Origin of the sequence: Halomonas sp. H10-59, from assembly GCF_040070555.1 — a bacterium.
Lineage (GTDB): Bacteria > Pseudomonadota > Gammaproteobacteria > Pseudomonadales > Halomonadaceae > Halomonas > Halomonas litopenaei.
Genome location: NZ_CP098828.1, coordinates 1,963,042 through 1,986,779 on the forward strand (window position 1 = coordinate 1,963,042; position 23,738 = coordinate 1,986,779).

Annotated in this window: 7 protein-coding genes; 4 read left to right on the forward strand and 3 right to left on the reverse strand. The window is 63.8% G+C overall.

What is annotated here, in order from left to right; all coding sequences use genetic code 11:
• Positions 1 to 69 precede the first annotated feature (69 nt).
• Both NFG57_RS08740 and NFG57_RS08745 read right to left on the reverse strand, forming a co-directional pair.
• Entirely contained in the window at positions 70 to 690 is a 621-nt protein-coding gene (locus NFG57_RS08740; RefSeq protein ID WP_045993008.1) for a TetR/AcrR family transcriptional regulator, read from the reverse strand.
• Between the two features lie 131 nt (positions 691 to 821).
• Complete coding sequence (locus NFG57_RS08745) at positions 822 to 1,289, reverse strand: DUF3592 domain-containing protein (RefSeq protein WP_253028723.1); 468 nt, start codon at positions 1,287 to 1,289, stop codon at positions 822 to 824.
• A 103-nt stretch (positions 1,290 to 1,392) separates the two neighbouring features.
• Here NFG57_RS08745 and NFG57_RS08750 point away from each other — a divergent pair, with 103 nt between their 5' ends.
• Together NFG57_RS08750 and NFG57_RS08755 are read left to right on the forward strand one after the other, a co-directional pair.
• A complete protein-coding gene (locus tag NFG57_RS08750) occupies positions 1,393 to 1,854 on the forward strand; it encodes a TerB family tellurite resistance protein (protein WP_253028722.1) in 462 nt (153 codons plus the stop codon).
• A 136-nt stretch (positions 1,855 to 1,990) separates the two neighbouring features.
• Positions 1,991 to 3,232, forward strand: a complete 1,242-nt coding sequence (locus NFG57_RS08755; protein ID WP_348815959.1) for an FAD-dependent oxidoreductase — start codon at positions 1,991 to 1,993, stop codon at positions 3,230 to 3,232.
• Between the two features lie 234 nt (positions 3,233 to 3,466).
• Here NFG57_RS08755 and NFG57_RS08760 read toward each other — a convergent pair whose 3' ends face one another.
• Positions 3,467 to 3,985 carry a hypothetical protein gene (locus tag NFG57_RS08760; protein ID WP_348815960.1) on the reverse strand — a complete coding sequence of 173 codons (519 nt, stop codon included), beginning with the start codon at positions 3,983 to 3,985 and terminating at the stop codon, positions 3,467 to 3,469.
• 260 nt (positions 3,986 to 4,245) lie between these two features.
• Between NFG57_RS08760 and pyrC the strand changes: the two genes are divergently transcribed.
• Both pyrC and NFG57_RS08770 read left to right on the forward strand, forming a co-directional pair.
• Positions 4,246 to 5,286: a dihydroorotase gene (gene pyrC, locus NFG57_RS08765; protein ID WP_045993004.1), complete on the forward strand. Its 1,041-nt coding sequence runs from the start codon at positions 4,246 to 4,248 to the stop codon at positions 5,284 to 5,286.
• A 481-nt stretch (positions 5,287 to 5,767) separates the two neighbouring features.
• Positions 5,768 to 23,668, forward strand: a complete 17,901-nt coding sequence (locus NFG57_RS08770; RefSeq protein WP_348815962.1) for a VCBS domain-containing protein — start codon at positions 5,768 to 5,770, stop codon at positions 23,666 to 23,668.
• Positions 23,669 to 23,738: the final 70 nt, after the last annotated feature.

Consider the following 23,738-nt stretch of genomic DNA (forward strand, 5'->3'; position numbering starts at 1 on the left):
AGTTTTCTTGTAGGGAGCCCGCTAGAAGAGGTGCCCGAAGCGGGGTGGGGCAAGGAGTCAGCCCTATCTTCAAGTCGGTGCATGCCCCGCCAGAAAAAGCTCGGTCGCGTAGCGTGCGCGGTGGTCTCTCGCCTCCAGTGTCAGCGAGGGTGGGCGCCCGACCAGCGAATCGAGCATCCATTCCCCGAGCACCATGCCGGTAAACAAGCCGGCCGAGGTGCGCGGGTCCTTTACCACCAGCTTGCCGCGGGCATGCTGGTCGCGCAGGTAGTCGGCCAGTTCACGGCGGGTACGATCCGGGCCGTGATCGAGAAACAGTGCTCCCAGCTCCGGGGCACGCTCGGCCTCGGCGGCGATGCCACGAATCAGGCGAATGTTGGCGTTTGGCAGCGCCAGGTCGATCAGGTCTCGGGCAAGCTCCTCCAGCACCTCTTGCGGCGGTCGCTCGCCGGCCTGTCCCAGTCGACACCAGACACTGGAGGCCTGGGCTTCCAGGGCCGCGGTGAACAGCCCCTCCTTGTTGCCGAACAGCTTGTAGAGGGTGCTTAGCGAGCCGCCCGCGCGGGCGACGATGTCATTGACGCTGGCGCCGGCGTAGCCCTTGTCCAGGAATACCTCGCGGGCGGCGGCCAGCAGCCGCTGGCGGCGGGCCTCGCCCTTCGGTGTAGAGCATGAATCTGCGGACGTCATCGTGGCTTTCCATCAATCCAGGAGGGGGCGATATCAGGCTGTCGGGACGATTGTAGTCTGCATTACACATCCATGTTTCAACGCCAGGTTGTACGGGAGGCTGGCGACAGCGAGTGGGCGTGCGGCGTGATTCAGGTCTTGAACGAGAACAGGGCAAAGGCGCCGAGGCTTGCCGCCAGCAGGAAACCCGCCAGGCCGATGCGGCCCCAGGGCAGAGAGGCGTTGCCCAGATGCATCAGCTCAGGCTTGCGCGGTGAGTAGCGCACGCGCACGACGCTGCCTACGGGGTAGTCGGCGATGTAGGCATCGGCATCTTCCTGTCGGGTGAAGGAGGGAACGCCATCGAATCCCGTGTTGTCGGATTGAATACGCCGACCGTCGATGGTGGCGTCGAAGCGCAGCAATGCCAGGTGACGCCTTTGCTGATCGTCTCGCTCGCGCTGATGGCGCTGGGCTTCCGCCAGCCGGACCTCGGCGTGGGTCACGGTGGCCTCGGTGGTCGGCCAGCGGTTGACGTCGCGGACCTTGTACGCGCCGACGCCGGCGATGACGGCACCGATCAGAGCGGCGAGGGAGACGATCAGCAGCGGATGAGGCATGGTGGTATTCCGAATGAGCCCATGAATGTCGAGGGCGAAGCAGGGGGCGCCGTCACGGGCGGTTCATGTGCCTCCTGGAAGGCGCAACAACGAGGAAAACACGATGACGATGATGGCGTCCCTGAAGCGTTGGATCAATGATGTGGCGCAGCAAGAGGATGCGTCGTCCAGGGTGGACCTGTCACTGGCCACGGCGGTGTTGCTGTGCGAGGTGATTCGTGCGGACTACCGCCTGGATGACAGCGAGATCCATCTGATGCGCAGCCAGCTCAAGGAACAGTTTGAACTCGAGGACGAAGCACTGGACGAGCTGATGACACTGGCTCGGGAAGAGGCCGAGGGTGCGGTGGATCATCACCGCTTCGTGCGTGAGTTGCGTGACCGCACCGGCTACCAGGATCGGGTCGCGCTGGTACAGCAGATGTGGGCGCTGGCGTTTGCCGACGGCGAGAAGGATGCCCTGGAGGAACACCGTATCCGCGCCCTGGCGGAGCTGTTGCACGTCAGCCACTCGGACTTCGTGCGCACCCGCATCGTCGAACAGAATCGCGCCGAGGGTGTGTAGCGAAAGTCTTGACGCTACAATAAGTTTTTCTGCATATGACGCCGTGGCTGCCATGGTTTTACTGGCGACGGGCGGCATGTCCAGGTAATCACACGTCATCAGACGTTAGCAGGCGTTACAGGACAAGGAGGAAATGATGTCGCGCAAGATGGTGGTAGTGGGAGCCGGCATGGTCGGTGTGTCGGTGGCGTGGCATCTGAGGCGCCGTGGCCACCAGGTCACACTTGTCGACCGCCGTGAGCCCGGTCGCGAGACCTCCTACGGCAACGCCGGCATCATCCAGCGCGAGGCGGTGCGTCCCTATGCCTTCCCGCGCGATCTGGCGACCTTGTTGCGGGTGGTACCCAATCGTCAGATCGACATTCGCTATCGTCCGGGCGCGATGTTCGCAAGCGCCGGGACGCTGCTCAAGTACTGGAAGAACTCGGCGCCCGCCCGCTACGAACAGATCGTGCCGGAGTACGCCTCGCTGATAGGCGGCTGCCTGGAGGCCCACTCGGCGATGATCGAGGCTTCCGGTGCCGACGCGCTGGTACGTCGCCAGGGCTGGCTCGAGGTCTATCGCAGCAGCAAGGCGCTGGGCGAGCGAGCGGCCCAGGCCGAGTTGGATGCCAAGCGCTTCGGCATCCGCTTCGACTACCTCGACAGCGAGGCGCTGTCGCGCCTTGAGCCGAGTCTGGAGTCCGGGCTTGCCGGGGCGATCCACTGGCTCGATCCCTGGACGGTGGCAAGTCCGGGTGATCTGGTGGCCGCCTACGCCAAGTCATTTTCCGATGATGGCGGTGAGATCATCCAGGCGGACGTCACCGATGTGCGCCGGCAGGGCGATACCTGGCGCATCGACACTTCGGGCGACACCCTGGAGGCAGATGGGCTGGTGATGGCGTTGGGTCCCTGGTCACAGGACTGGATGAAGGCCCTGGGTCTGTCGATTCCGCTGTTCGTCAAGCGTGGCTACCATATGCACTATGGTCAGTCGAATGACGCCAGGCTGACCCACTGGGTGATGGACGCCGAGGTAGGCTATCTGCTGGCGCCCATGAGCAGCGGGATTCGCCTGACCACGGGGGCCGAGCTCGAGCGTCTTGATGCGCCGGCCCACCTGGAACAGCTGGAGGCAGCGGAGCAGCAGGCACGCAAGCTGTTTCCGCTGGGGCAGCGTCTCGAGCCCACGCCGTGGAAAGGCGCCAGACCCTGTACCCCGGACATGAAGCCGGTGATCGGTGGCGTACCCGGGCAGTCAGGCTTGTGGCTGGCCTGTGGCCACGGTCATCAGGGCTTCACCCTGGGCCCGGTGACCGGCAAGCTGCTGGCGCAGGTCATCGATGGCGAGCAGCCGGACATCGACATGGCGCCGTTCAGGGTGGACCGCTTCTGATCCCGCGCTGGCGCCGGTCCATGCCGGAAGTGCGTTAGCGCCTGCCCATGCCGGCAGTCCGGGGCCATGCCGCCTCTGCAAGGGGCGGTATGGCGTGGCTGTCAGCGAGGGCGAAAGAGGTGGTGACGCGGCGGGGAAGCTGCGTGCAAGCGCCGTTGTCGGCGGCGGCGGGGCTGGTCAGGCTGGGGCCAGTCGGTGACCAGACATCGGCCCCGTCATGATCTGAGGCCTTTATCAGGCCTCGTCGGCGTCACGACGGTGAAGGCCGGAGGCTGAGTTACTGTTGTCTGAAGTATCGGTCGAGCTATTGGTCGAAAGAGCGGGCTCGGCGCCGGATGACCCGCGGCGATCGGCCAGGGCGCGTGCCAGCAGCTTGATCAGTAGCGTCACCAGGAATACCAGCCAGCTGGCCGTCGCCAGTACATTGAACAGCAGCATCTTCTGGGCGCCGCTCATCGGTGTAATCAGATGGTCGATGCCGATGGCCAGCAGAAACGCCAGGTTCAGCGGCAGGGCCAGGATGTGCATCCACATCTCCGTGCGCCGCTTGCGGACGTGGTAGCGGCCCAGCATCACCCGCACCGGACGGTGAACGAAGCTCACCAGGATCATGCTGCCGAGCAGCAGCAGGGCGGCCAGGGCCGGCTCGGCGCTGCCGATATGCAGCGACACGCTGATCGACCAGTAAAGCATCAGCCACATCAGGCCTGCCAGGGTGGCGACGAGGTCGGCGTAGTGACGAACCTTGGGCATGTAACTCTCGCTAGGATATTTCTGTAATAAGTCTGCGCGCGGCCAGAGGCCCTGGGACTCGTCGGCTCGTTGACGGCGCCTTGACAACGTATCGCCCCGGACATCGATGGTAACGTGCCGCGACTCCTCGACGGTGCGGATCAGATCCGGGCGCATGTCCCTCGAATGATACGCGAAATCTCACCCCGTTTGGGCCATGAAACCTTGCCCTTTACGGTATACTGCGCCCGACCATGGATCACTCGACGACAGGATAACAAGTGACTGCGATTACCTTGACCCGGCCCGACGACTGGCACCTCCACCTGCGCGACGGCGTCGCTCTGGCCTCCGTGGTGGCCGATACCGCCCGCCAGATGGGCCGTGCGATCATCATGCCGAACCTCAAGCCGCCGGTGACCAATCTGGACCAGGCACTGGACTACCGCCAACGCATCTTGGCTGCCTTGCCTGCGGAAAGCCAGTTCGAACCGCTGATGACCCTCTATCTTACCGATCGCACCACTTCGGAAGACATCGAGACGGCCTGGGGCAGTGGCAAGGTGCAGGCGGTCAAGCTGTATCCGGCCGGGGCCACCACCAATTCCGACTCAGGCGTGACCGATCTGCGTCACTGCGAGGAAGCGGTAGCCACCATGGCACGGCTGGGGATGCCGTTGCTGGTGCATGGCGAGGTGACCGATCACGAGATCGACATCTTCGATCGCGAGGCGGTGTTCATCGAGCGGGTCATGAAGCCGCTGCTGTCCCGTCATCCTGATCTCAAGGTGGTGTTTGAGCATATTACCACCGCCGACGCGGCGCGCTTCGTGGCTGAGTCGCCGTCGAATATCGGCGCAACCATCACCGCTCATCACCTGCTCTACAACCGCAACCACATGCTGGTGGGCGGGATTCGCCCGCACTACTACTGCCTGCCGATCCTCAAGCGCGAGCGTCATCGGGAGGCGCTGATCGAGGCGGCGACCTCGGGCGACAAGAGCTTCTTCCTCGGCACCGACAGCGCGCCCCATGCCCGTCACGACAAGGAAAGTGACTGTGGCTGTGCCGGCGCCTATACCGCGCTGACGGCCATCGAGCTGTACGCCACCGCTTTTGAACAGGCCGGCGCGCTGGATCGGCTGGAAGGGTTCGCCAGTCACCACGGTCCCGACTTCTATGGTCTGCCGCGCAACAGCGACTCGATCACCCTGGACAAGGTCGAGTGGCAGGTACCGGCAGAACTGCCGTTTGGCGAAGGCAAGACGCTGGTACCGCTGCGTGCCGGTGAAACTCTGGGCTGGAAGATGCGCCAGGACTGACAGACCTGATGCGATGACCTGATGCGATGACCTGACGTGGCGACCTCGAGCCGCGGCCTGGTACCCGGACCTCATACTCGGATGAGATGTTCTGGACGATAATCTGCTTTAGCTAGCCCTGATGATATGGCTCAGGGTTTCTTGACCACGAAAACGGCGCGCCCCAAAAGGGCGCGCCGTTTTCGTATCTGGCGCCTGGCCAGCGCCGAGGTGCGGGCCAGGGGAATGCCAGGGGAGGCGGCTCTGTATTGGAGGAGGGCTCAACAAGGACTGACGTGAAGCATCAAGGGGGTAGCGAAGAGGCATGGGAAAGTTGGGCCATTGGATTAGAGGTAGTTCATTGTCCTCTAGTACAGTATTGACCTATACCCCATGCATGTAATGTGCGCATAAGCACAGTTTTGTTGCTGCCGGACTAGGTTTGTCATCCCTTTGTTCACAAGGCCTAGGTCTGTCATCCAAAAAAAGAGAGACGCCCCCTATGATCATCGCCATCGTCGTACAAGTTACCGGCCAAGCCTGGGCCAGAGATGCGGAAGGCAATCTGAGGCCCCTGGCCGAGGGCGACCGCCTGACTGAGGGCGAGGTGGTGATCACCGAAACCGGCGCTCGAGTGAACCTCGTGCAACCCGATGGCACCCGCCTGGCGCAGCTCGGCGGCGAGGTCGAGGTGGCGATTAGCGAGGCGATCAACGAGCAAGGGTCGGCCGATGACGAGGTGATAGAAGACGCCGAGGTCGCCAGGGTCCTGGCGCTGCTCGAAGAGGGCGAAGGAGATCTGCTCGAGGCGTTGGAAGCTCCTGCCGCTGGCGCTGCGGGGGGCGCCGGCGCCGAGGGCGGGCACGATTTCGTGCGTCTTTTGCGTATCGTCGAGGAAGTGTCGCCGCTGTCGTTCGAGTACGGCTATCAGCGCGAGGCCTACGACGTTCAGGAGCAGGATGGCGGGACCGCGGCCGATGAGGACGAGTCCGTCACCCTGACGGGGCTCGATGGGCCTGCGGGAGCAGCAGGCAGCGCCGATATCGGCTTTTCCTCTGCCGAACAGACCGTCAGTGAGGCAGGACTTCCTGGCGGTAGTGCATCAGGCACCGCCGCGACATCAGCGAGCGGCAGTTTTGGTGTATCCGCTCCCGATGGCCTGTCGTTCATTACCGTTGGCGGCAGTGGTCCGATCAGCTTGGATCGGCTCAATGGCCTGTCCGGCAATCCGCTGACCATCGAGACGCCCCTGGGCAGCCTGACGCTGACAAGCTATAGCGGCGATGACACCGGTGGTAGCGTTGCTTACACCTACGATCTGACCGACAACGTCGACAACGACAGCGTCGGCGGAGCAACCGACGATGGCGTGGTCGACAGCATCGAGATTAGTGCTGTCGACAGCGATGGCAGTACCACCAGTGGCACTCTGGATATCGCGATTCTCGACGATGCGCCCGAGGCGGTGGATGATGCCACCACGACCGGCGAGGACACAGCGGTCACCTACAACGTGCTGGTCAATTCCGACGGCACCAGCGATGTTCAGGGCGCTGATGGTGCCAGTGTCACCGACGCCACCCTGCGTGATCCGAGCCAGGGCAGTGTGAGCTTCGACAGCAACACCGGTGAGATGACCTTCACCCCGGCGGCAGGCTTCGAGGGCGATGCGGTCATCGACTACACCATCACCGATGCCGATGGTGACACCAGCGACGCGGTGTTCACCGTGACGGTGGCGGCGGATTCCACGCCCACCGTCAGCGTGCCGGACGAATCCCCCGATGCCGAAGGTGGTCAGTTCAGCGTCAGCGAAGCCGGACTGCCTGGCGGTAGCGCGGCAGGCGACGGCAGCCAGAGCACCAACGGCAGTCTGCCGATCACCACCGGCGGCGACAGCCTGGCCTCGCTGGTGATCAACGGCCAGAACGTGACGGGCGGCGGCACGGTCGAAGGCGACTACGGCACCCTGAGCGTCAGTGTCTCTGACGGCGAGTACAGCTGGAGCTACAGCCTGGATGGCAGCACCCAGGACCACACCAGCCAGGGCACCGGCAGCGACGACCTGGCGGATCAGTTCGCCATCGTCGTTACCGACAGCGATGGCGACGAGGCCTCGACTAGTCTGACCATCGACGTCAACGACGATGTGCCTGTGGCCGTGGATGACGCCGCCAACACCGGCGAAGACACCCCCGTCACCTACAACGTACTGGCGAACGACACCCAGGGTGTGGACGGCGCCAGTGTCAGCGGCGCGAGCCTGCGTGATCCGAGCCAGGGCAGCGTGAGCTTCGACAGCGACACCGGTGAGGTGACCTTCACCCCGGCGGCAGGCTTCGAGGGCGATGCGGTCATCGACTACACCATCCGCGACGCCGATGGTGACACCAGCGGCGCGGTGTTCACCGTCACCGTGGCGGCGGATTCCACGCCCACCGTCAGCGTGCCGGACGATTCCCCCGATGCCGAAGGTGGTCAGTTCAGCGTTAGCGAGGCGGGCCTCGCGGGCGGTAGCGCGGCGGGCGACGGCAGCCAGACCACCGGCGGCAGTCTGCCGATTACCACCGGCGGCGACAGCCTGGCCTCGTTGGTGATCAACGGCCAGAACGTGACGGGCGGCGGCACGGTCGAAGGCGACTACGGCACCCTGAGCGTCAGTGTCTCTGACGGCGAGTACAGCTGGAGCTACAGCCTGGATGGCAGCACCCAGGACCACACCAGCCAGGGCACCGGCAGCGACGATCTGGCGGATCAGTTCTCCATCGTCGTTACCGACAGCGATGGCGATACGGCCTCGACCAGTCTGACCATCGACGTCAACGACGATGTGCCGAAGGCTCGTGATGACAGCAACACTATTGCCGAGGAGACCGCATCTGTTTCCGGCAATGTGCTGTCCAACGACACCACCGGCGCCGACACCACCGAGGTCGATCCGGCCAGCGTGGCACTGGACGCGCCGACGGGCGCCGGCCAGTACGGCACGCTGACGCTCAACAGCGACGGCAGCTACACCTACCAGCTCGACAACGACGATCCGCGGGTGCAGGCACTCAGCGGCAAGGAAACCCTCACCGAGACCTTTGCCTACACCCTGACCGACGCCGACGGGGACACCTCACCGGCGATGCTGACCATCACCGTGACCGGAACCGACGACGGCGTCAGCCTCTCGGGGCTGGCGAGCGAAGGCAGCGACGTAGCGGTCAGCGAAGCGAATCTGGAAGAGGGCTCCGCGGCGGATGCTGCGGCTCTGACCCAGCCTGGCAACTTCACGTTCGCCAGCGTTGATGGCGTGGCCAGCGTGCAGGTGGGCAACCAGTCGTTGACCCTGGCCCAGCTGCAGGGGTTGTCCGCCGATAGTCCGGTGGTAGTCGATACCGAATACGGCAGCCTTAGCCTGACCGGCTTTACACCGGCAGATAGTGCCAACCCGGCCGCCGGCGGCACCGTGAGCTACAGCTACACGCTGGACACCCGCGTCGACAACGACAGTCAGGCTGACGCGACGGATGCCGGCTTTACCGAGACGGTGGCCCTGGTGGTCACCGACGATGACGGCAGTGCGGCCAACGGCAGCCTCAGCATCGCGATCGCCGACGATAGCCCGTCCGCGAGTAACGACAGCGACACTATCGCCGAGGAGACCGCTTCCGTTTCCGGCAATGTGCTGTCCAACGACACCACCGGCGCCGACACCACTGATGCCGATCCGGCCAGCGTTGCACTGGACGCCCCGACGGGCGCCGGCCAGTACGGCACCCTGACGCTCAACAGCGACGGCAGCTACACCTACCAGCTCGACAACGACGATCCGCGGGTGCAGGCACTCAGCGGCAAGGAAACCCTCACCGAGACCTTTGCCTACACCCTGACTGACGCCGATGGGGATACCTCACCGGCGACGCTGACCATCACCGTGACCGGCACCGACGACGGTGTCAGCCTCTCGGGGCTGGCGAGCGAAGGCAGCGACGTAGCGGTGAGCGAAGCCAATCTCGCCGGCGGCAGCGATGCCGACAGCAGCGCACTGCCCCAGCCTGGCAACTTTACGTTCGCAAGCGTTGATGGCGTGGCCAGCGTGCAGGTGGGCAACCAGACGCTTAGTCTGGCGCAGCTGCAGGGCCTGACCGCCGATAGCCCGGTGGTGGTCGATACCGAATACGGCAGCCTTAGCCTGACTGGCTTTACACCGTCGGATAGTGCCAACCCGGCCGCCGGCGGCACCGTGAGCTACAGCTACACGCTGGACACACGCGTCGACAACGACAGTCAGGCTGACGCGACGGATGCCGGCTTTACCGAGACGGTGGCCCTGGTGGTCACCGACGATGACGGCAGTGCGGCCAACGGCAGCCTCAGCATCGCGATCGCCGACGATAGCCCGTCCGCGAGTAACGACAGCGACACTATCGCCGAGGAGACCGCTTCCGTTTCCGGCAATGTGCTGTCCAACGATACCACCGGCGCCGACACCACTGATGCCGATCCGGCAAGCGTAGCGCTGGACGCGCCGACAGGCGCCGGCCATTACGGCACGCTGACGCTCAACAGCGACGGCAGCTACACCTACCAGCTCGACAACGACGATCCGCGGGTGCAGGCGCTCAGTGGCAAGGAAACCCTGACCGAGACCTTTGCCTACACCCTGACCGACGCCGATGGGGACACCTCACCGGCGACGCTGACCATCACCGTCACGGGTACAGACGACGGCGTCAGCCTCTCGGGGCTGGCGAGCGAGGGCAGTGACGTATCGGTTAGCGAAGCCAATCTGGAAGAGGGTTCCGCGGCGGATGCTGCGGCACTGACCCAGCCCGGTAATTTCAGCTTTACCAGCGCCGATGGCGTGGCCAGCGTGCAGGTAGGTAATCAGTCGCTGACCCTGGCCCAGCTGCAGGGGCTGTCCGCCGATAGCCCGGTGGTGGTCGATACCGAATACGGCAGCCTTAGCCTGACCGGCTTTACACCGGCAGATAGTGCCAACCCGGCCGCCGGCGGCACCGTGAGCTACAGCTACACCCTGGACACCCGCGTCGACAATGACAGCCAGGCTGACGCCACGGATGCCGGCTTCACCGAGACGGTGGCCCTGGTGGTCACCGACGATGACGGCAGTGCGGCCAACGGCAGCCTCAGCATCGCCATCGCCGACGATAGCCCGTCAGCGAGTAATGACAGCGACACCATTGCGGAGGAGACCGCGTCGATCACCGGCAATGTGCTGTCCAACGACACCACCGGCGCCGACACCACTGATGCCGATCCGGCCAGCGTTGCACTGGACGCGCCGACGGGCGCCGGCCAGTACGGCACGCTGACGCTCAACAGCGACGGCAGCTACACCTACCAGCTCGACAACGACGATCCGCGGGTGCAGGCACTCAGCGGCAAGGAAACCCTCACCGAGACCTTTGCCTACACCCTGACCGACGCCGACGGGGACACCTCACCGGCGATGCTGACCATCACCGTGACCGGAACCGACGACGGCGTCAGCCTCTCGGGGCTGGCGAGCGAAGGCAGCGACGTAGCGGTCAGCGAAGCGAATCTGGAAGAGGGCTCCGCGGCGGATGCTGCGGCTCTGACCCAGCCTGGCAACTTCACGTTCGCCAGCGTTGATGGCGTGGCCAGCGTGCAGGTGGGCAACCAGTCGTTGACCCTGGCCCAGCTGCAGGGGTTGTCCGCCGATAGTCCGGTGGTAGTCGATACCGAATACGGCAGCCTTAGCCTGACCGGCTTTACACCGGCAGATAGTGCCAACCCGGCCGCCGGCGGCACCGTGAGCTACAGCTACACGCTGGACACCCGCGTCGACAACGACAGTCAGGCTGACGCCACGGATGCCGGCTTCACCGAAACGGTGGGCCTGGTGGTCACCGACGATGACGGCAGTGCGGCCAACGGCAGCCTCAGCATCGCGATCGCCGACGATAGCCCGTCCGCGAGTAACGACAGCGACACTATCGCCGAGGAGACCGCTTCCGTTTCCGGCAATGTGCTGTCCAACGATACCACCGGCGCCGACACCACTGATGCCGATCCGGCAAGCGTAGCGCTGGACGCGCCGACAGGCGCCGGCCATTACGGCACGCTGACGCTCAACAGCGACGGCAGCTACACCTACCAGCTCGACAACGACGATCCGCGGGTGCAGGCTCTCAGCGGCAAGGAAACCCTCACCGAGACCTTTGCCTACACCCTGACTGACGCCGATGGGGACACCTCACCGGCGACGCTGACCATCACCGTGACCGGCACCGACGACGGCGTCAGCCTCTCTGGCCTGGCGAGCGAAGGCAGCGACGTTTCTGTCAGCGAAGCGAATCTGGAAGAGGGCTCCGCGGCGGATGCTGCGGCTCTGACCCAGCCTGGCAACTTTACGTTCGCCAGCGTTGATGGCGTGGCCAGCGTACAGGTGGGCAACCAGTCGTTGACCCTGGCCCAGCTGCAGGGTCTGTCCGCCGATAGCCCGGTGGTGGTCGATACCGAATACGGCAGCCTTAGCCTGACTGGCTTTACACCGTCGGATAGTGCCAACCCGGCCGCCGGCGGCACCGTGAGCTATAGCTACACCCTGGACACCCGCGTCGACAACGACAGCCAGGCTGACGCCACGGATGCCGGCTTCACCGAGACGGTGGACCTGGTGGTCACCGACGATGACGGCAGTGCGGCCAACGGCAGCCTCAGCATCGCGATCGCCGATGATGCGCCGGAAGCGGTGGCCGACACCAACAGCATTACCGAAGAGACCGCTACGGTCGGCGGCAATGTGATCGGCGGTACCGACAGCGGAGCGAGTGCCGGTGATGCGGCTGATACTCTGGGCGCCGATACCACCACCGTGACCGCCGTCAGCAGTAACAACGCCAGTGGCAACAGTGCCAGCACGGTCGACGGCAATCTGGTCATCGAGGGTCAGTACGGCACTCTGACCATCGCCTCGGACGGCAGCTACAGCTACGCGCTGGATAACACCAACCCGGCGGTGCAGGGCCTGGACGGTGACGAAAAGGCCACCGAGGTCTTCACCTACACCCTGACCGATAGCGACAACGACGTCAGCAGCACCACCCTGACGCTGACCATCCAGGGTCAGGAAGATGATGCGCCGACCGTGACGGTCGAGGACAGCGATGCCGACGTCAGTGGTGCCGACAACAGCGTGACAGAAGCCAGTGGCGAGACCGTCACCGGCAGCTTCACGGTGGGCGGCAGTGCCGGTCTTGCCAGCGTCACTATTGCGGGGGTGGAGCTGGTCGGGGCGGACTTTACCACCCCGGTGACCATTCCCAATGACGCGGGCCAGGGCAGCCTGATCATCACCGGCTTCGATGCCGACAGCGGTACCTTCAGCTACAGCTACACCGAGACCGGCGGTGCGGCGAGTCACAACGCGGCTGACGACAACATCGTCGACAGCTTCGCGATCGTGGTCACCGACCACGAAGGTGACACTGCCAGCAATAGCCTGGACATCCAGATCCTGGATACCGCGCCGGAAGCGGTGGCCGACGCCAACAGCATTACCGAAGAGACCGCCACGGTCGGCGGCAATGTGATTGGCGGTACCGACAGCGGAGCGAGTGCCGGTGATGCGGCTGATACTCTGGGCGCCGATACCACCACCGTGACCGCCGTCAGCAGTAACAACGCCAGTGGCAACAGTGCCAGCACGGTCGACGGCAATCTGGTCATCGAGGGTCAGTACGGCACTCTGACCATCGGCTCGGACGGCAGCTACAGCTACGCGCTGGACAACACCAACCCGGCGGTGCAGGGCCTGGACGGTGACGAAAAGGCCACCGAGGTCTTTACCTACACCCTGACCGATAGCGACAACGACGTCAGCAGCACCACCCTGACGCTGACCATCCAGGGTCAGGAAGATGATGCGCCGACCGTGACGGTCGAGGACAGCGATGCCGACGTCAGTGGTGCCGACAACAGCGTGACAGAAGCCAGTGGCGAGACCGTCACCGGCAGCTTCACGGTGGGCGGCAGTGCCGGCCTTGCCAGCGTCACCATTGCGGGGGTGGAGCTGGTCGGGGCGAACTTTACCACCCCGGTGACCATTCCCAATGACGCGGGCCAGGGCAGCCTGAGTATCACCGGCTTCGATGCCGACAGCGGCACCTTCAGCTACAGCTACACCGAGACCGGCGGTGCGGCGACCCACAACGCGGCTGACGACAACATCGTCGACAGCTTCGCGATCGTGGTCACCGACCACGAAGGTGAAATCGCCAGCAATAGCCTGGACATCCAGATCCTGGATACCGCGCCGGATGCAGATGATGACTCCACCACGACCGGTGAAGACCAGTCTGTCGCCTACAACGTCCTGGCCAACGACACCCAGGGCGCGGACGGTGCCAGTGTCACCGACGCCACCCTGCGAAATCCGAGCCAGGGCAGTGTGTCCTTCGACAGCGATACCGGTGAGGTGACCTTCACCCCGGCGGCGGGCTTCGAGGGCGATGCGGTCATCGACTACACCATTCGCGATGCCGATGGCGACACCAGCGACGCGGTGTTCACCGTCACCGTGGCGGCGGACTCCACGCCCACCGTCAGCGTGCCGGACGATTCGCCCGATGCCGAAGGTGGTCAGTTCAGCGCCAGCGAAGCCGGACTGCCGGGCGGTAGCGCGGCGGGCGACGATAGCCAGAGCACCAATGGCAGTCTGCCGATCACCACCGGTGGCGATAGCCTGGCCTCGCTGGTGATCAACGGCCAGAACGTGACGGGCGGCGGCACGGTCGAAGGCGACTACGGCACCCTGAGCGTCAGTGTCTCTGACGGCGAGTACAGCTGGAGCTACACCCTGGATGGCAGCACCCAGGACCACACCAGCCAGGGCACCGGCAGTGATGACCTGGCGGATCAGTTCGCCATTGTCGTCACCGATAGCGATGGCGATACGGCTTCGACCCGCCTGACCATCGACGTCAACGACGATGTACCTGTGGCCGTGGATGACGCCACCACGACCGGCGAGGACACAGCGGTCACCTACAACGTGCTGGTCAATACAGACGGTACCAGCGACACCCAGGGCGCGGACGGTGCCAGTGTCACCGACGCCACCCTGCGAAATCCGAGCCAGGGCAGTGTGTCCTTCGACAGCGACACCGGTGAGGTGACCTTCACCCCGGCGGCGGGCTTCGAGGGCGATGCGGTCATCGACTACACCATTCGCGATGCCGATGGCGACACCAGCGACGCGGTGTTCACCGTGACGGTGGCGGCGGACTCCACGCCCACCGTCAGCGTGCCGGACGATTCGCCCGATGCCGAAGGTGGTCAGTTCAGCGTCAGCGAAGCCGGACTGCCGGGCGGCAGCGCGGCGGGCGACGATAGCCAGAGCACCAATGGCAGTCTGCCGATCACCACCGGTGGCGATAGCCTGGCCTCGCTGGTGATCAACGGCCAGAACGTGACGGGCGGCGGCACGGTCGAAGGCGACTACGGCACCCTGAGCGTCAGTGTCTCTGACGGCGAGTACAGCTGGAGCTACACCCTGGATGGCAGCACCCAGGACCACACCAGCCAGGGCACCGGCAGTGATGACCTGGCGGATCAGTTCGCCATTGTCGTCACCGATAGCGATGGCGATACGGCTTCGACCCGCCTGACCATCGACGTCAACGACGATGTACCTGTGGCCGTGGATGACGCCACCACGACCGGCGAGGACACAGCGGTCACCTACAACGTCCTGGTCAATACAGACGGTACCAGCGACACCCAGGGCGCGGACGGTGCCAGTGTCACCGACGCCACCCTGCGAAATCCGAGCCAGGGCAGTGTGTCCTTCGACAGCGACACCGGTGAGGTGACCTTCACCCCGGCGGCGGGCTTCGAGGGCGATGCGGTCATCGACTACACCATTCGCGATGCCGATGGCGACACCAGCGACGCGGTGTTCACCGTGACGGTGGCGGCGGACTCCACGCCGACCGTCAGCGTGCCGGACGCATCGCCCGATGCCGAAGGTGGTCAGTTCAGCGTCAGCGAAGCCGGACTGCCGGGCGGTAGCGCGGCGGGCGACGATAGCCAGAGCACCAATGGCAGTCTGCCGATCACCACCGGTGGCGATAGCCTGGCCTCGCTGGTGATCAACGGCCAGAACGTGACGGGCGGCGGCACGGTCGAAGGCGACTACGGCACCCTGAGCGTCAGTGTCTCTGACGGTGAGTACAGCTGGAGCTACACCCTGGATGGCAGCACCCAGGACCACACCAGCCAGGGCACCGGCAGTGATGCCCTGGCGGATCAGTTCGCCATTGTCGTCACCGATAGCGATGGCGATACGGCTTCGACCAGCCTGACCATCGACGTCAACGACGATGTACCTGTGGCCGTGGATGACGCCACCACGACCGGCGAGGACACAGCGGTCACCTACAACGTGCTGGTCAATGCAGACGGTACCAGCGACACCCAGGGTGCGGACGGTGCCAGTGTCACCGACGCCACCCTGCGTGATCCGAGCCAGGGCAGCGTGTCCTTCGACAGCGACACCGGTGAGGTGACCTTCACCCCGGCGGCAGGCTTCGAAGGCGATGCGGTCATCGACTACACCATTCGCGATGCCGATGGCGACACCAGCGACGCGGTGTTCACCGTCACCGTGGCGGCGGACTCCACGCCGACCGTCAGCGTGCCGGACGATTCGCCCGATGCCGAAGGTGGTCAGTTCAGCGTCAGCGAAGCCGGACTGCCGGGCGGCAGCGCGGCGGGCGACGATAGCCAGAGCACCAATGGCAGTCTGCCGATCACCACCGGTGGCGATAGCCTGGCCTCGCTGGTGATCAACGGCCAGAACGTGACGGGCGGCGGCACGGTCGAAGGCGACTACGGCACCCTGAGCGTCAGTGTCTCTGACGGCGAGTACAGCTGGAGCTACACCCTGGATGGCAGCACCCAGGACCACACCAGCCAGGGCACCGGCAGTGATGACCTGGCGGATCAGTTCGCCATTGTCGTCACCGATAGCGATGGCGATACGGCTTCGACCCGCCTGACCATCGACGTCAACGACGATGTACCTGTGGCCGTGGATGACGCCACCACGACCGGCGAGGACACAGCGGTCACCTACAACGTCCTGGTCAATACAGACGGTACCAGCGACACCCAGGGCGCGGACGGTGCCAGTGTCACCGACGCCACCCTGCGAAATCCGAGCCAGGGCAGTGTGTCCTTCGACAGCGACACCGGTGAGGTGACCTTCACCCCGGCGGCGGGCTTCGAGGGCGATGCGGTCATCGACTACACCATTCGCGATGCCGATGGCGACACCAGCGACGCGGTGTTCACCGTGACGGTGGCGGCGGACTCCACGCCGACCGTCAGCGTGCCGGACGCATCGCCCGATGCCGAAGGTGGTCAGTTCAGCGTCAGCGAAGCCGGACTGCCGGGCGGTAGCGCGGCAGGCGACGACAGCCAGAGCACCAATGGCAGTCTGCCGATCACCACCGGGGGCGATAGCCTGGCCTCGCTGGTGATCAACGGCCAGAACGTGACGGGCGGCGGCACGGTCGAAGGCGACTACGGCACCCTGAGCGTCAGTGTCTCTGACGGCGAGTACAGCTGGAGCTACACCCTGGATGGCAGCACCCAGGACCACACCAGCCAGGGCACCGGCAGCGACGATCTGGCGGATCAGTTCGCCATTGTCGTTACCGATAGCGATGGCGATACGGCTTCGACCCGCCTGACCATCGACGTCAATGACGATGTGCCGACGGCACGTGACGACAGCGACACCATTGCCGAGGAGACCGCTTCTGTTTCCGGCAATGTGCTGGCCAACGACACCACCGGTGCTGACACCACCGATGCCGATCCGGCCAGCGTAGCGCTGGACGCACCGACGGGCGCAGGCAATTACGGCACCCTGACGCTCAACAGCGACGGCAGCTACACCTACCAGCTCGACAACGACGATCCGCGGGTGCAGGCGCTCAGCGGCGAGGAAGAGCTGATCGAGACCTTTGCCTACACCCTGACCGACGCCGACGGGGACACCTCACCGGCGACGCTGACCATCACCGTGACCGGTACCGACGACGGCGTCAGCCTCTCGGGGCTGGCTACCGGGGGCAGTGACGTATCGGTGAGTGAAGCCAATCTGGAGCAAGGTTCTGCCCCGAGCGAGGACGCGCTGACCAAGCCCGGTAATTTCACCTTTACCAGCGCCGATGGCGTGCAAAGCGTGCAGGTGGGCAACCAGTCGCTGAGCCTGGGCGATCTGCAGGACCTGACTGCCGATAGCCCGGTGGTGGTCGATACCGAATACGGCAGCCTTAGCCTGACCGGCTTTACACCGTCGGATAGTGCCAACCCGGCAGCCGGCGGCACCGTGAGCTACAGCTACACGCTGGACACCAGCGTCGATAACGACAGTCAGGCAGGTGCCACGGATGCCGGCTTCACCGAGACGGTGGCCCTGGTGGTCACCGACGATGACGGCAGTGCGGCCAACGGAAGCCTCAGCATCGCGATCGCCGATGACAGCCCGTCCATCGAGTTCGTCGAAGCGCCTGCCAGCGTGGTCGAAGGCGAGAGTGTAGACGGCACCTGGAGCACCGACGCCGGTGCCGATGGTGCCACCGTCAGCGTGACAGCGGCAGGCGAAACCAAGCCGCTGGGCGACGGTGCTAACGATTTCGTCAGCTTCGTTCTCGCCGAAGGCACGCTAACCGTCACTGGCGACGGCAGCTGGACCTTTGACGCGAAGGACAACCTCGACCAGGGCAACAGCCCGTCGATCGACTTCACCATCACCACCGAAGACAGCGATGGCGATACCGCCACCGATAGCCACACCGTCAGCATTACCGACGGCACCGGCCCGAGTGTCAGCATCAAGGAAGGCGACGATGATGCTACTACCGAGGCGCTGGATCTGACGCTGCAGGACGCCGACACCGGAGTCTCTGCGGATCAGGACAGTGGCGTACTGACGTTTAACGCGGGTAGCGACAGCCTGGTGAACTTCGGCTTTGGCAATATCGGTGCCGATGACAGCGTCACCGGCATCAGCGTCCAGGGTCTGGCGGCTGGTGAGTCCTTGGTCTGGAGCGCAAACGACGAGGGTGAACTGGAGGCTCGACTCGCTGGCAGCGACGACCTGGTGCTGACCCTGAGCCTGCAGGCGCCGGCCTCGGTGGCGGCTCAGAACAGTGGCGATGTCAGTGTCACGGCCACGCTGAGTGACAGTCTGCCCCATGAGGTGGCAGCGACGCTGAAGAACTCACTGTCTATCGAGGGCGTGAGTGTGGTGGCGAGCCAGGCTGATGGGGATAGTACGACGGCTACCGTCAAGGTTTCGGTGGTCGATGACGCGCCGGAGGCGGTGAATGATCAGCTCGATGGCGTGCAGTCTTCGCAGGAGATCAGCAAGGGTGCCGATGTTGGTCTGCTGGCCAATGACACCCAGGGCGCCGACGGCGCCACCGTGACCTTCGTCGACGAGTCTTCCCTGCAGGGTTCCCTGACGTGGAACGCCGATGGCAGCTTTGACTATACGGCCAAGGACAACGCCAGCTACACCGAGGTGGTCAACTACACCATCACCGACGCCGACGGTGATACCAGTCAGGCCACCCTGACCATCAATGTCGAAAACGGTACGCCGACGACCCAGCCGACCAACGTGCAGGTCAACGAGGCCGGGCTTGACGAGGGTTCCCAGTCGGCGACCAATTCAGAGCAAGTGAAAGGGCAATTGGTGGCGACCGATGCCCAGGGCGACGACTTGACCTTCAAGGCGGAGACCATCAAGGGCAGCTATGGCGAGATCGACATCCGCGCCGATGGTTCCTTCACCTACACCCTGACTAAACCGGTCAACTCGTCGGATAACCCCGTCGATGACGCCGAGAGCTTTGTCTATACGGTGACCGACAGCCACGGCAATTCTGCCACCGGCACCATTACCGTCGATGTCATCGATGACGTGCCTCAGGCCGTCAATGACACCCCCGCCGCGCTGCAGTCCGGTACCTCGTTGACCACCACAGCGGGCAATGGAATGCTGGCCAATGACGTCCAGGGTGCGGACGGGGCCACGGTCATCTCCGTCGATACCAGCGGGATGCGTGGTCAGCTCAGCTGGAACGCCGACGGCAGTTACACCTACACCGCCGACGCCAATGGCAGTTATGAAGAGGTGGTGCGCTACACCATCAGGGACGCCGACGGTGATACCAGCCAGGCCAACATCAAGTTTGTGGTGAATGACGGCTCGCCTACGGCCAATGCCACCGCGGCTACCGTCAGCGAGGCCGGGCTTGTCACGGGCAGCGATGCCGCCAGCAATAGCGAAGTGGCGGAAGGCCAGCTTCAGGCAAGTGATGCCCAGGGCGATGCACTGACGTTCACCGCCACGACCCTGCGCGGCAGCTACGGCACTCTGGTCATCGAGGAGAATGGGTCCTACACCTATACCCTCGATACCGCCGTGACCGGCGCTGAGGCGGATAACGGTCAGAACACCCTGAATGGCCAGGACGTATTCAGCTATACCGTGATCGATGCCCACGGCAATAGCTCGACTGCCAGCATCAGCATCAATATTGTCGATGACGTGCCAACGGCGGTCGATGACGTTGTGAGCACCGCCGAGGACACTGAGGTCACCGTCGACGTACTGGCCAACGACGAGGGCGGAGCCGATGGCGCCACTCTGGTGTCGGCGAGCATGGCGTCGGGCTACGAGAGTGCTGGCAGGGTGACCATCGATAGCGACAGCGGTGAGGTGACCTTCACTCCGGCGGCGGGCTTCGAGGGCGCCGCGGTCATCGACTACGCCATCACCGATGCCGACGGCGACACCAGCAACGCCACCTTGACGGTCAATGTGGCGGCTGACTCCACGCCGGAGGCCACCAATGGTGTCGCTCGCGTGGACGAAGATGGCCTGTCGGGTGGCAATGCCGGTGGCCCGGGTGATGCGGCCGGTGAGGCGACCGTCGTCACCGGGACGCTTGGCTATTCCTTTGGCAACGATGGGGCAGCGAGCTCAAGTGCCTTTAGCTGGAGTCTTGATGGCCTGCCCACGGTAACGGCCAGTGGCCAGGCGGTGTCCTACACGTTGAGCGACGACGGCCGCACGGTCACGGGGCGTGATGCCTCCAACGCACTGGTGTTGACCGTTGCCCTGACCGGGGTGGCGAACGGCGCCTACAAGGTGACACTGCACCAGCCTCTGGACCATGGTGAGCAGGGTACGGAGGACTCTCTGGCGTTCAATGTCGGCTACACCATCGTCGATTCCGATGGCAGCCCGGCCAGTGGTCAGTTGCAGGTGCTGGTCAACGACGACAGCCCGGAGGCCTTTACCTCGGATTCGGCTGCTCTCGTCGATGGTCGAGGCGGTCAGCTGAACTTTGCTGGCGTGTCTGGTGCCGATGGGGTCAAGGACGTGACCTTCACCGATGTGCAGGGGCAGCCAGCCACTGACGCGGACGGCAACCCCCTCTACTTTGACAGCGAGGCGCTGACCTATCAGGTATCCACCGACGGTCATCAGTTGCAGGCGGTGACTGCGGATGGGGTTGTCGGCTTTACGGTCACCCTGGATCCGGCCGGAGACGGCTATCAGATCAACGTTGCCGATGGCGAGATCAGCAACGGGCGTGTCGAGCGTGCCGATATCTCTGAACTGAGTCTCGATGGTGTCGTGCAGTACCACGGCATTAACTACCAGGACGATGAGGGTGACAACGACGTTCTCTACTCGACGCCCAATGGCGTTGGCATGGTGCCGCTGGACGGCACGCTCGGTGTCTTCGGTGGTGTAAGTCCCGGTATCGAGCTTAACGAAGTCATCCGCATCAGTTTCCTCGATAGCCTGGGGTTCTCTGTCACCGGTGAGCCGAGCTGGCAGGGGCACGAAAGTGTGTCCGAGGTGACCCAGACCATCCATGTTGAAGGTGACGGTGCCAAGGCAGTGGTCACCGTGGCTGCCTTCAACTACGCAAGTGATGTGCCGGGTTCTGGGTCTCCCAGCCAGACGGTGGACAACGATATTCGTCTGAGCGCCGATGACGTCCGCATTCTCGATCAGACAGGCACCGATGTTACCAACAAGGTGTCCATCAGCGTCGATGGGGCCGGCCGTCTGATTCTGGATGGTGTGGAGGATGGATGGTCGTTCGAACTCAGTCCGGATGGTGGGCTCCAGGGTATCGAGGTGGTGGGCGGTAGCAATACGCCCTTTACCCTGGGCGATATGGACTATCGGCTTGGTGAGGCGGGGGATGCCTTTGACATCGAGCTCGGATTGACCGGTATTGATGGTGACGGCGATAACGCTGCGGGCAGCCTGACCGTCGAAGTCAGCGCTCCGGATCAGTTATACGTCGGTGACAACTCCGACAATACTGTCTCCGGCGGTGGCGGCAGTGATGTCATGGTGGGTGATGGTGGTGGCAACTTCACCGTGGTGAATCCTGCGCAGAACTATAATATCTCCCTGATTCTCGATTCCTCGGGCAGCATGAGTAGAGGCTCCGGTACCGCTGGCCTGTCCCGCATGGAATTGGCCAAGCAGGCTCTGGCTAATCTGGTCGAGCAACTGGCCGATTTCGACGGGGTAATCAATCTCCAGGTCGTCGATTTCGATACGGGAGCGCGGTTTACCCAGACCATGGATCTGGGCTCGGTCGACAGTGAAGTCGAACGGATCGTCACCTATATCAACTCCGTCGATGGCAGCAGCAATAGCGGGGGCGGCACCAACTATGAGGCGGCATTCGAGGCATCGAAAGGCTGGTTGGAGGAACAGTCGAGCAGTAACGGCTACGAGAATCTGACCTACTTCCTTACCGATGGGCTGCCGACGTTCTACGTCAACGACAGTGGCGGTACCGGCGGTAACGGTCGGGATACCGGCTTTGATGAGGTCAACAACGCGATCGAGTCCTTCGAAGGCCTGTCGGCAATCAGTCGCGTCGAAGCGATCGGTATCGGCTCCGGCATCAACGAAGACGTGCTGAAGTTCTTCGACAACACCGATGTCACCGGCGCGAGTGAGATCATTCCCTACTCGTCGGTTGCACAGACGGGAAGTCGCCAACTTGCCGACTTCACCGGCCTGGATAGTCCGCTAGACTCGGCGACTAGCTGGACCAAGTCCGGGGACGCCACCGGTACGCTAGTCGTGGGAAATGGTTCGCTGACGTTGACGGATATCAGCCGTTTCTCGGGTAGTACCGTGGCGACCAGTGCCGCCTTCGTTCTTGACACGCCTGATACCGGCTACTCGACACTCGAATTTAGCTACAGTACCGATGCCTACGGCGGGGCTGACTACTTCGGCTGGGAGGTTCAGAAATCCAATGGCAGCGGTGACTGGGTGACGGTCGACTCCGGTTATCCCCGCGAAAGCCAACGGGGTTCCTCCTTCGAAACCGATCAGCTTGACAGCGGTGTCTATCGTATCGTCATCGAGGTCGTCAACGGGGGTGGGCAGCAGGATCTGGTCCAGCTCGACAGCATCACCATCAACGACTTCGGGTATCCCACTGCGCCGGTCGGCGAGGCATCTGTCGTCAACACCGCCGAGGAGCTCGAGGCGGTGCTCAAGGGCGGCTCGTCCTTCGACAAGCTGGCGGAACTCGGCGACGATGTACTCGATGGGACGGATCGCGGTGACATCATCTTCGGCGACACCATCAATACCGACCATCTGGAATGGACCAATGGCGATGGTGAAGAATTCAGGGCAGGCGAGCATGATGGCCTTGGTTTTGCCGGGCTGTTCGAGTTCCTCAAGTGGTCGGAAAATGGCGGAGCGGATCCCGACGAGACCCAGGTGCTCGAGTACATTCGAGGAAACTATGAGTCCTTGATGGACACCGAGCGCAAGGATGGCGGCGCCGATACCCTCAAGGGCGGTGACGGTGACGACACCCTGATCGGCGGCGGTGGTAGCGACACGCTATATGGTGAGGAAGGCGATGACCTGCTGCTCGGCGGTGCCGGCGATGACACCCTGGTCGGAGGACTCGGTGCGGATACCTTCGCCTGGGTGCTGGGTGATGAGGGAGTGGCCGGGGATCCCGCCGACGACGTCATCACCGACTTCCACGTCGCGCCAGCCGGTGTCGACGCCAGCCAGGACCCAGAGGCCGATGTGCTGGATCTCAGCGAGTTGCTGCAAGGCTACGACAAGGACGACGACCAGCAGTCGCTGAATGACTATATCCACGCGGAGCAGGAAGGAGATGATATTGTGCTGTACGTCAAGAGCGACGGAAATCTGGCGGACGACAATGGCAACGCTGATCAGGTCATCACCCTGGAAGGCGTGGCCAACGCGGCCCCGAGTGCCGATGATTTCCTGACGCAGTTGCTCAACCAGGGCCAGCTGGATGTGTAGGCAGGCGCTCGGTCCCGTCGTATAGCGCGAAACGGGCAAGGCCCTCGGCGGTAAACGCCGAGGGCTACTG

Coding starts and splice junctions, on each gene's coding strand:
- NFG57_RS08740 (WP_045993008.1), bottom strand. CDS start 690: ATGACGTCCGCAGATTCATGCTCTACACCGAAGGGCGAGGCCCGCCGC.
- NFG57_RS08745 (WP_253028723.1), bottom strand. CDS start 1,289: ATGCCTCATCCGCTGCTGATCGTCTCCCTCGCCGCTCTGATCGGTGCC.
- NFG57_RS08750 (WP_253028722.1), top strand. CDS start 1,393: ATGACGATGATGGCGTCCCTGAAGCGTTGGATCAATGATGTGGCGCAG.
- NFG57_RS08755 (WP_348815959.1), top strand. CDS start 1,991: ATGTCGCGCAAGATGGTGGTAGTGGGAGCCGGCATGGTCGGTGTGTCG.
- NFG57_RS08760 (WP_348815960.1), bottom strand. CDS start 3,985: ATGCCCAAGGTTCGTCACTACGCCGACCTCGTCGCCACCCTGGCAGGC.
- NFG57_RS08770 (WP_348815962.1), top strand. CDS start 5,768: ATGATCATCGCCATCGTCGTACAAGTTACCGGCCAAGCCTGGGCCAGA.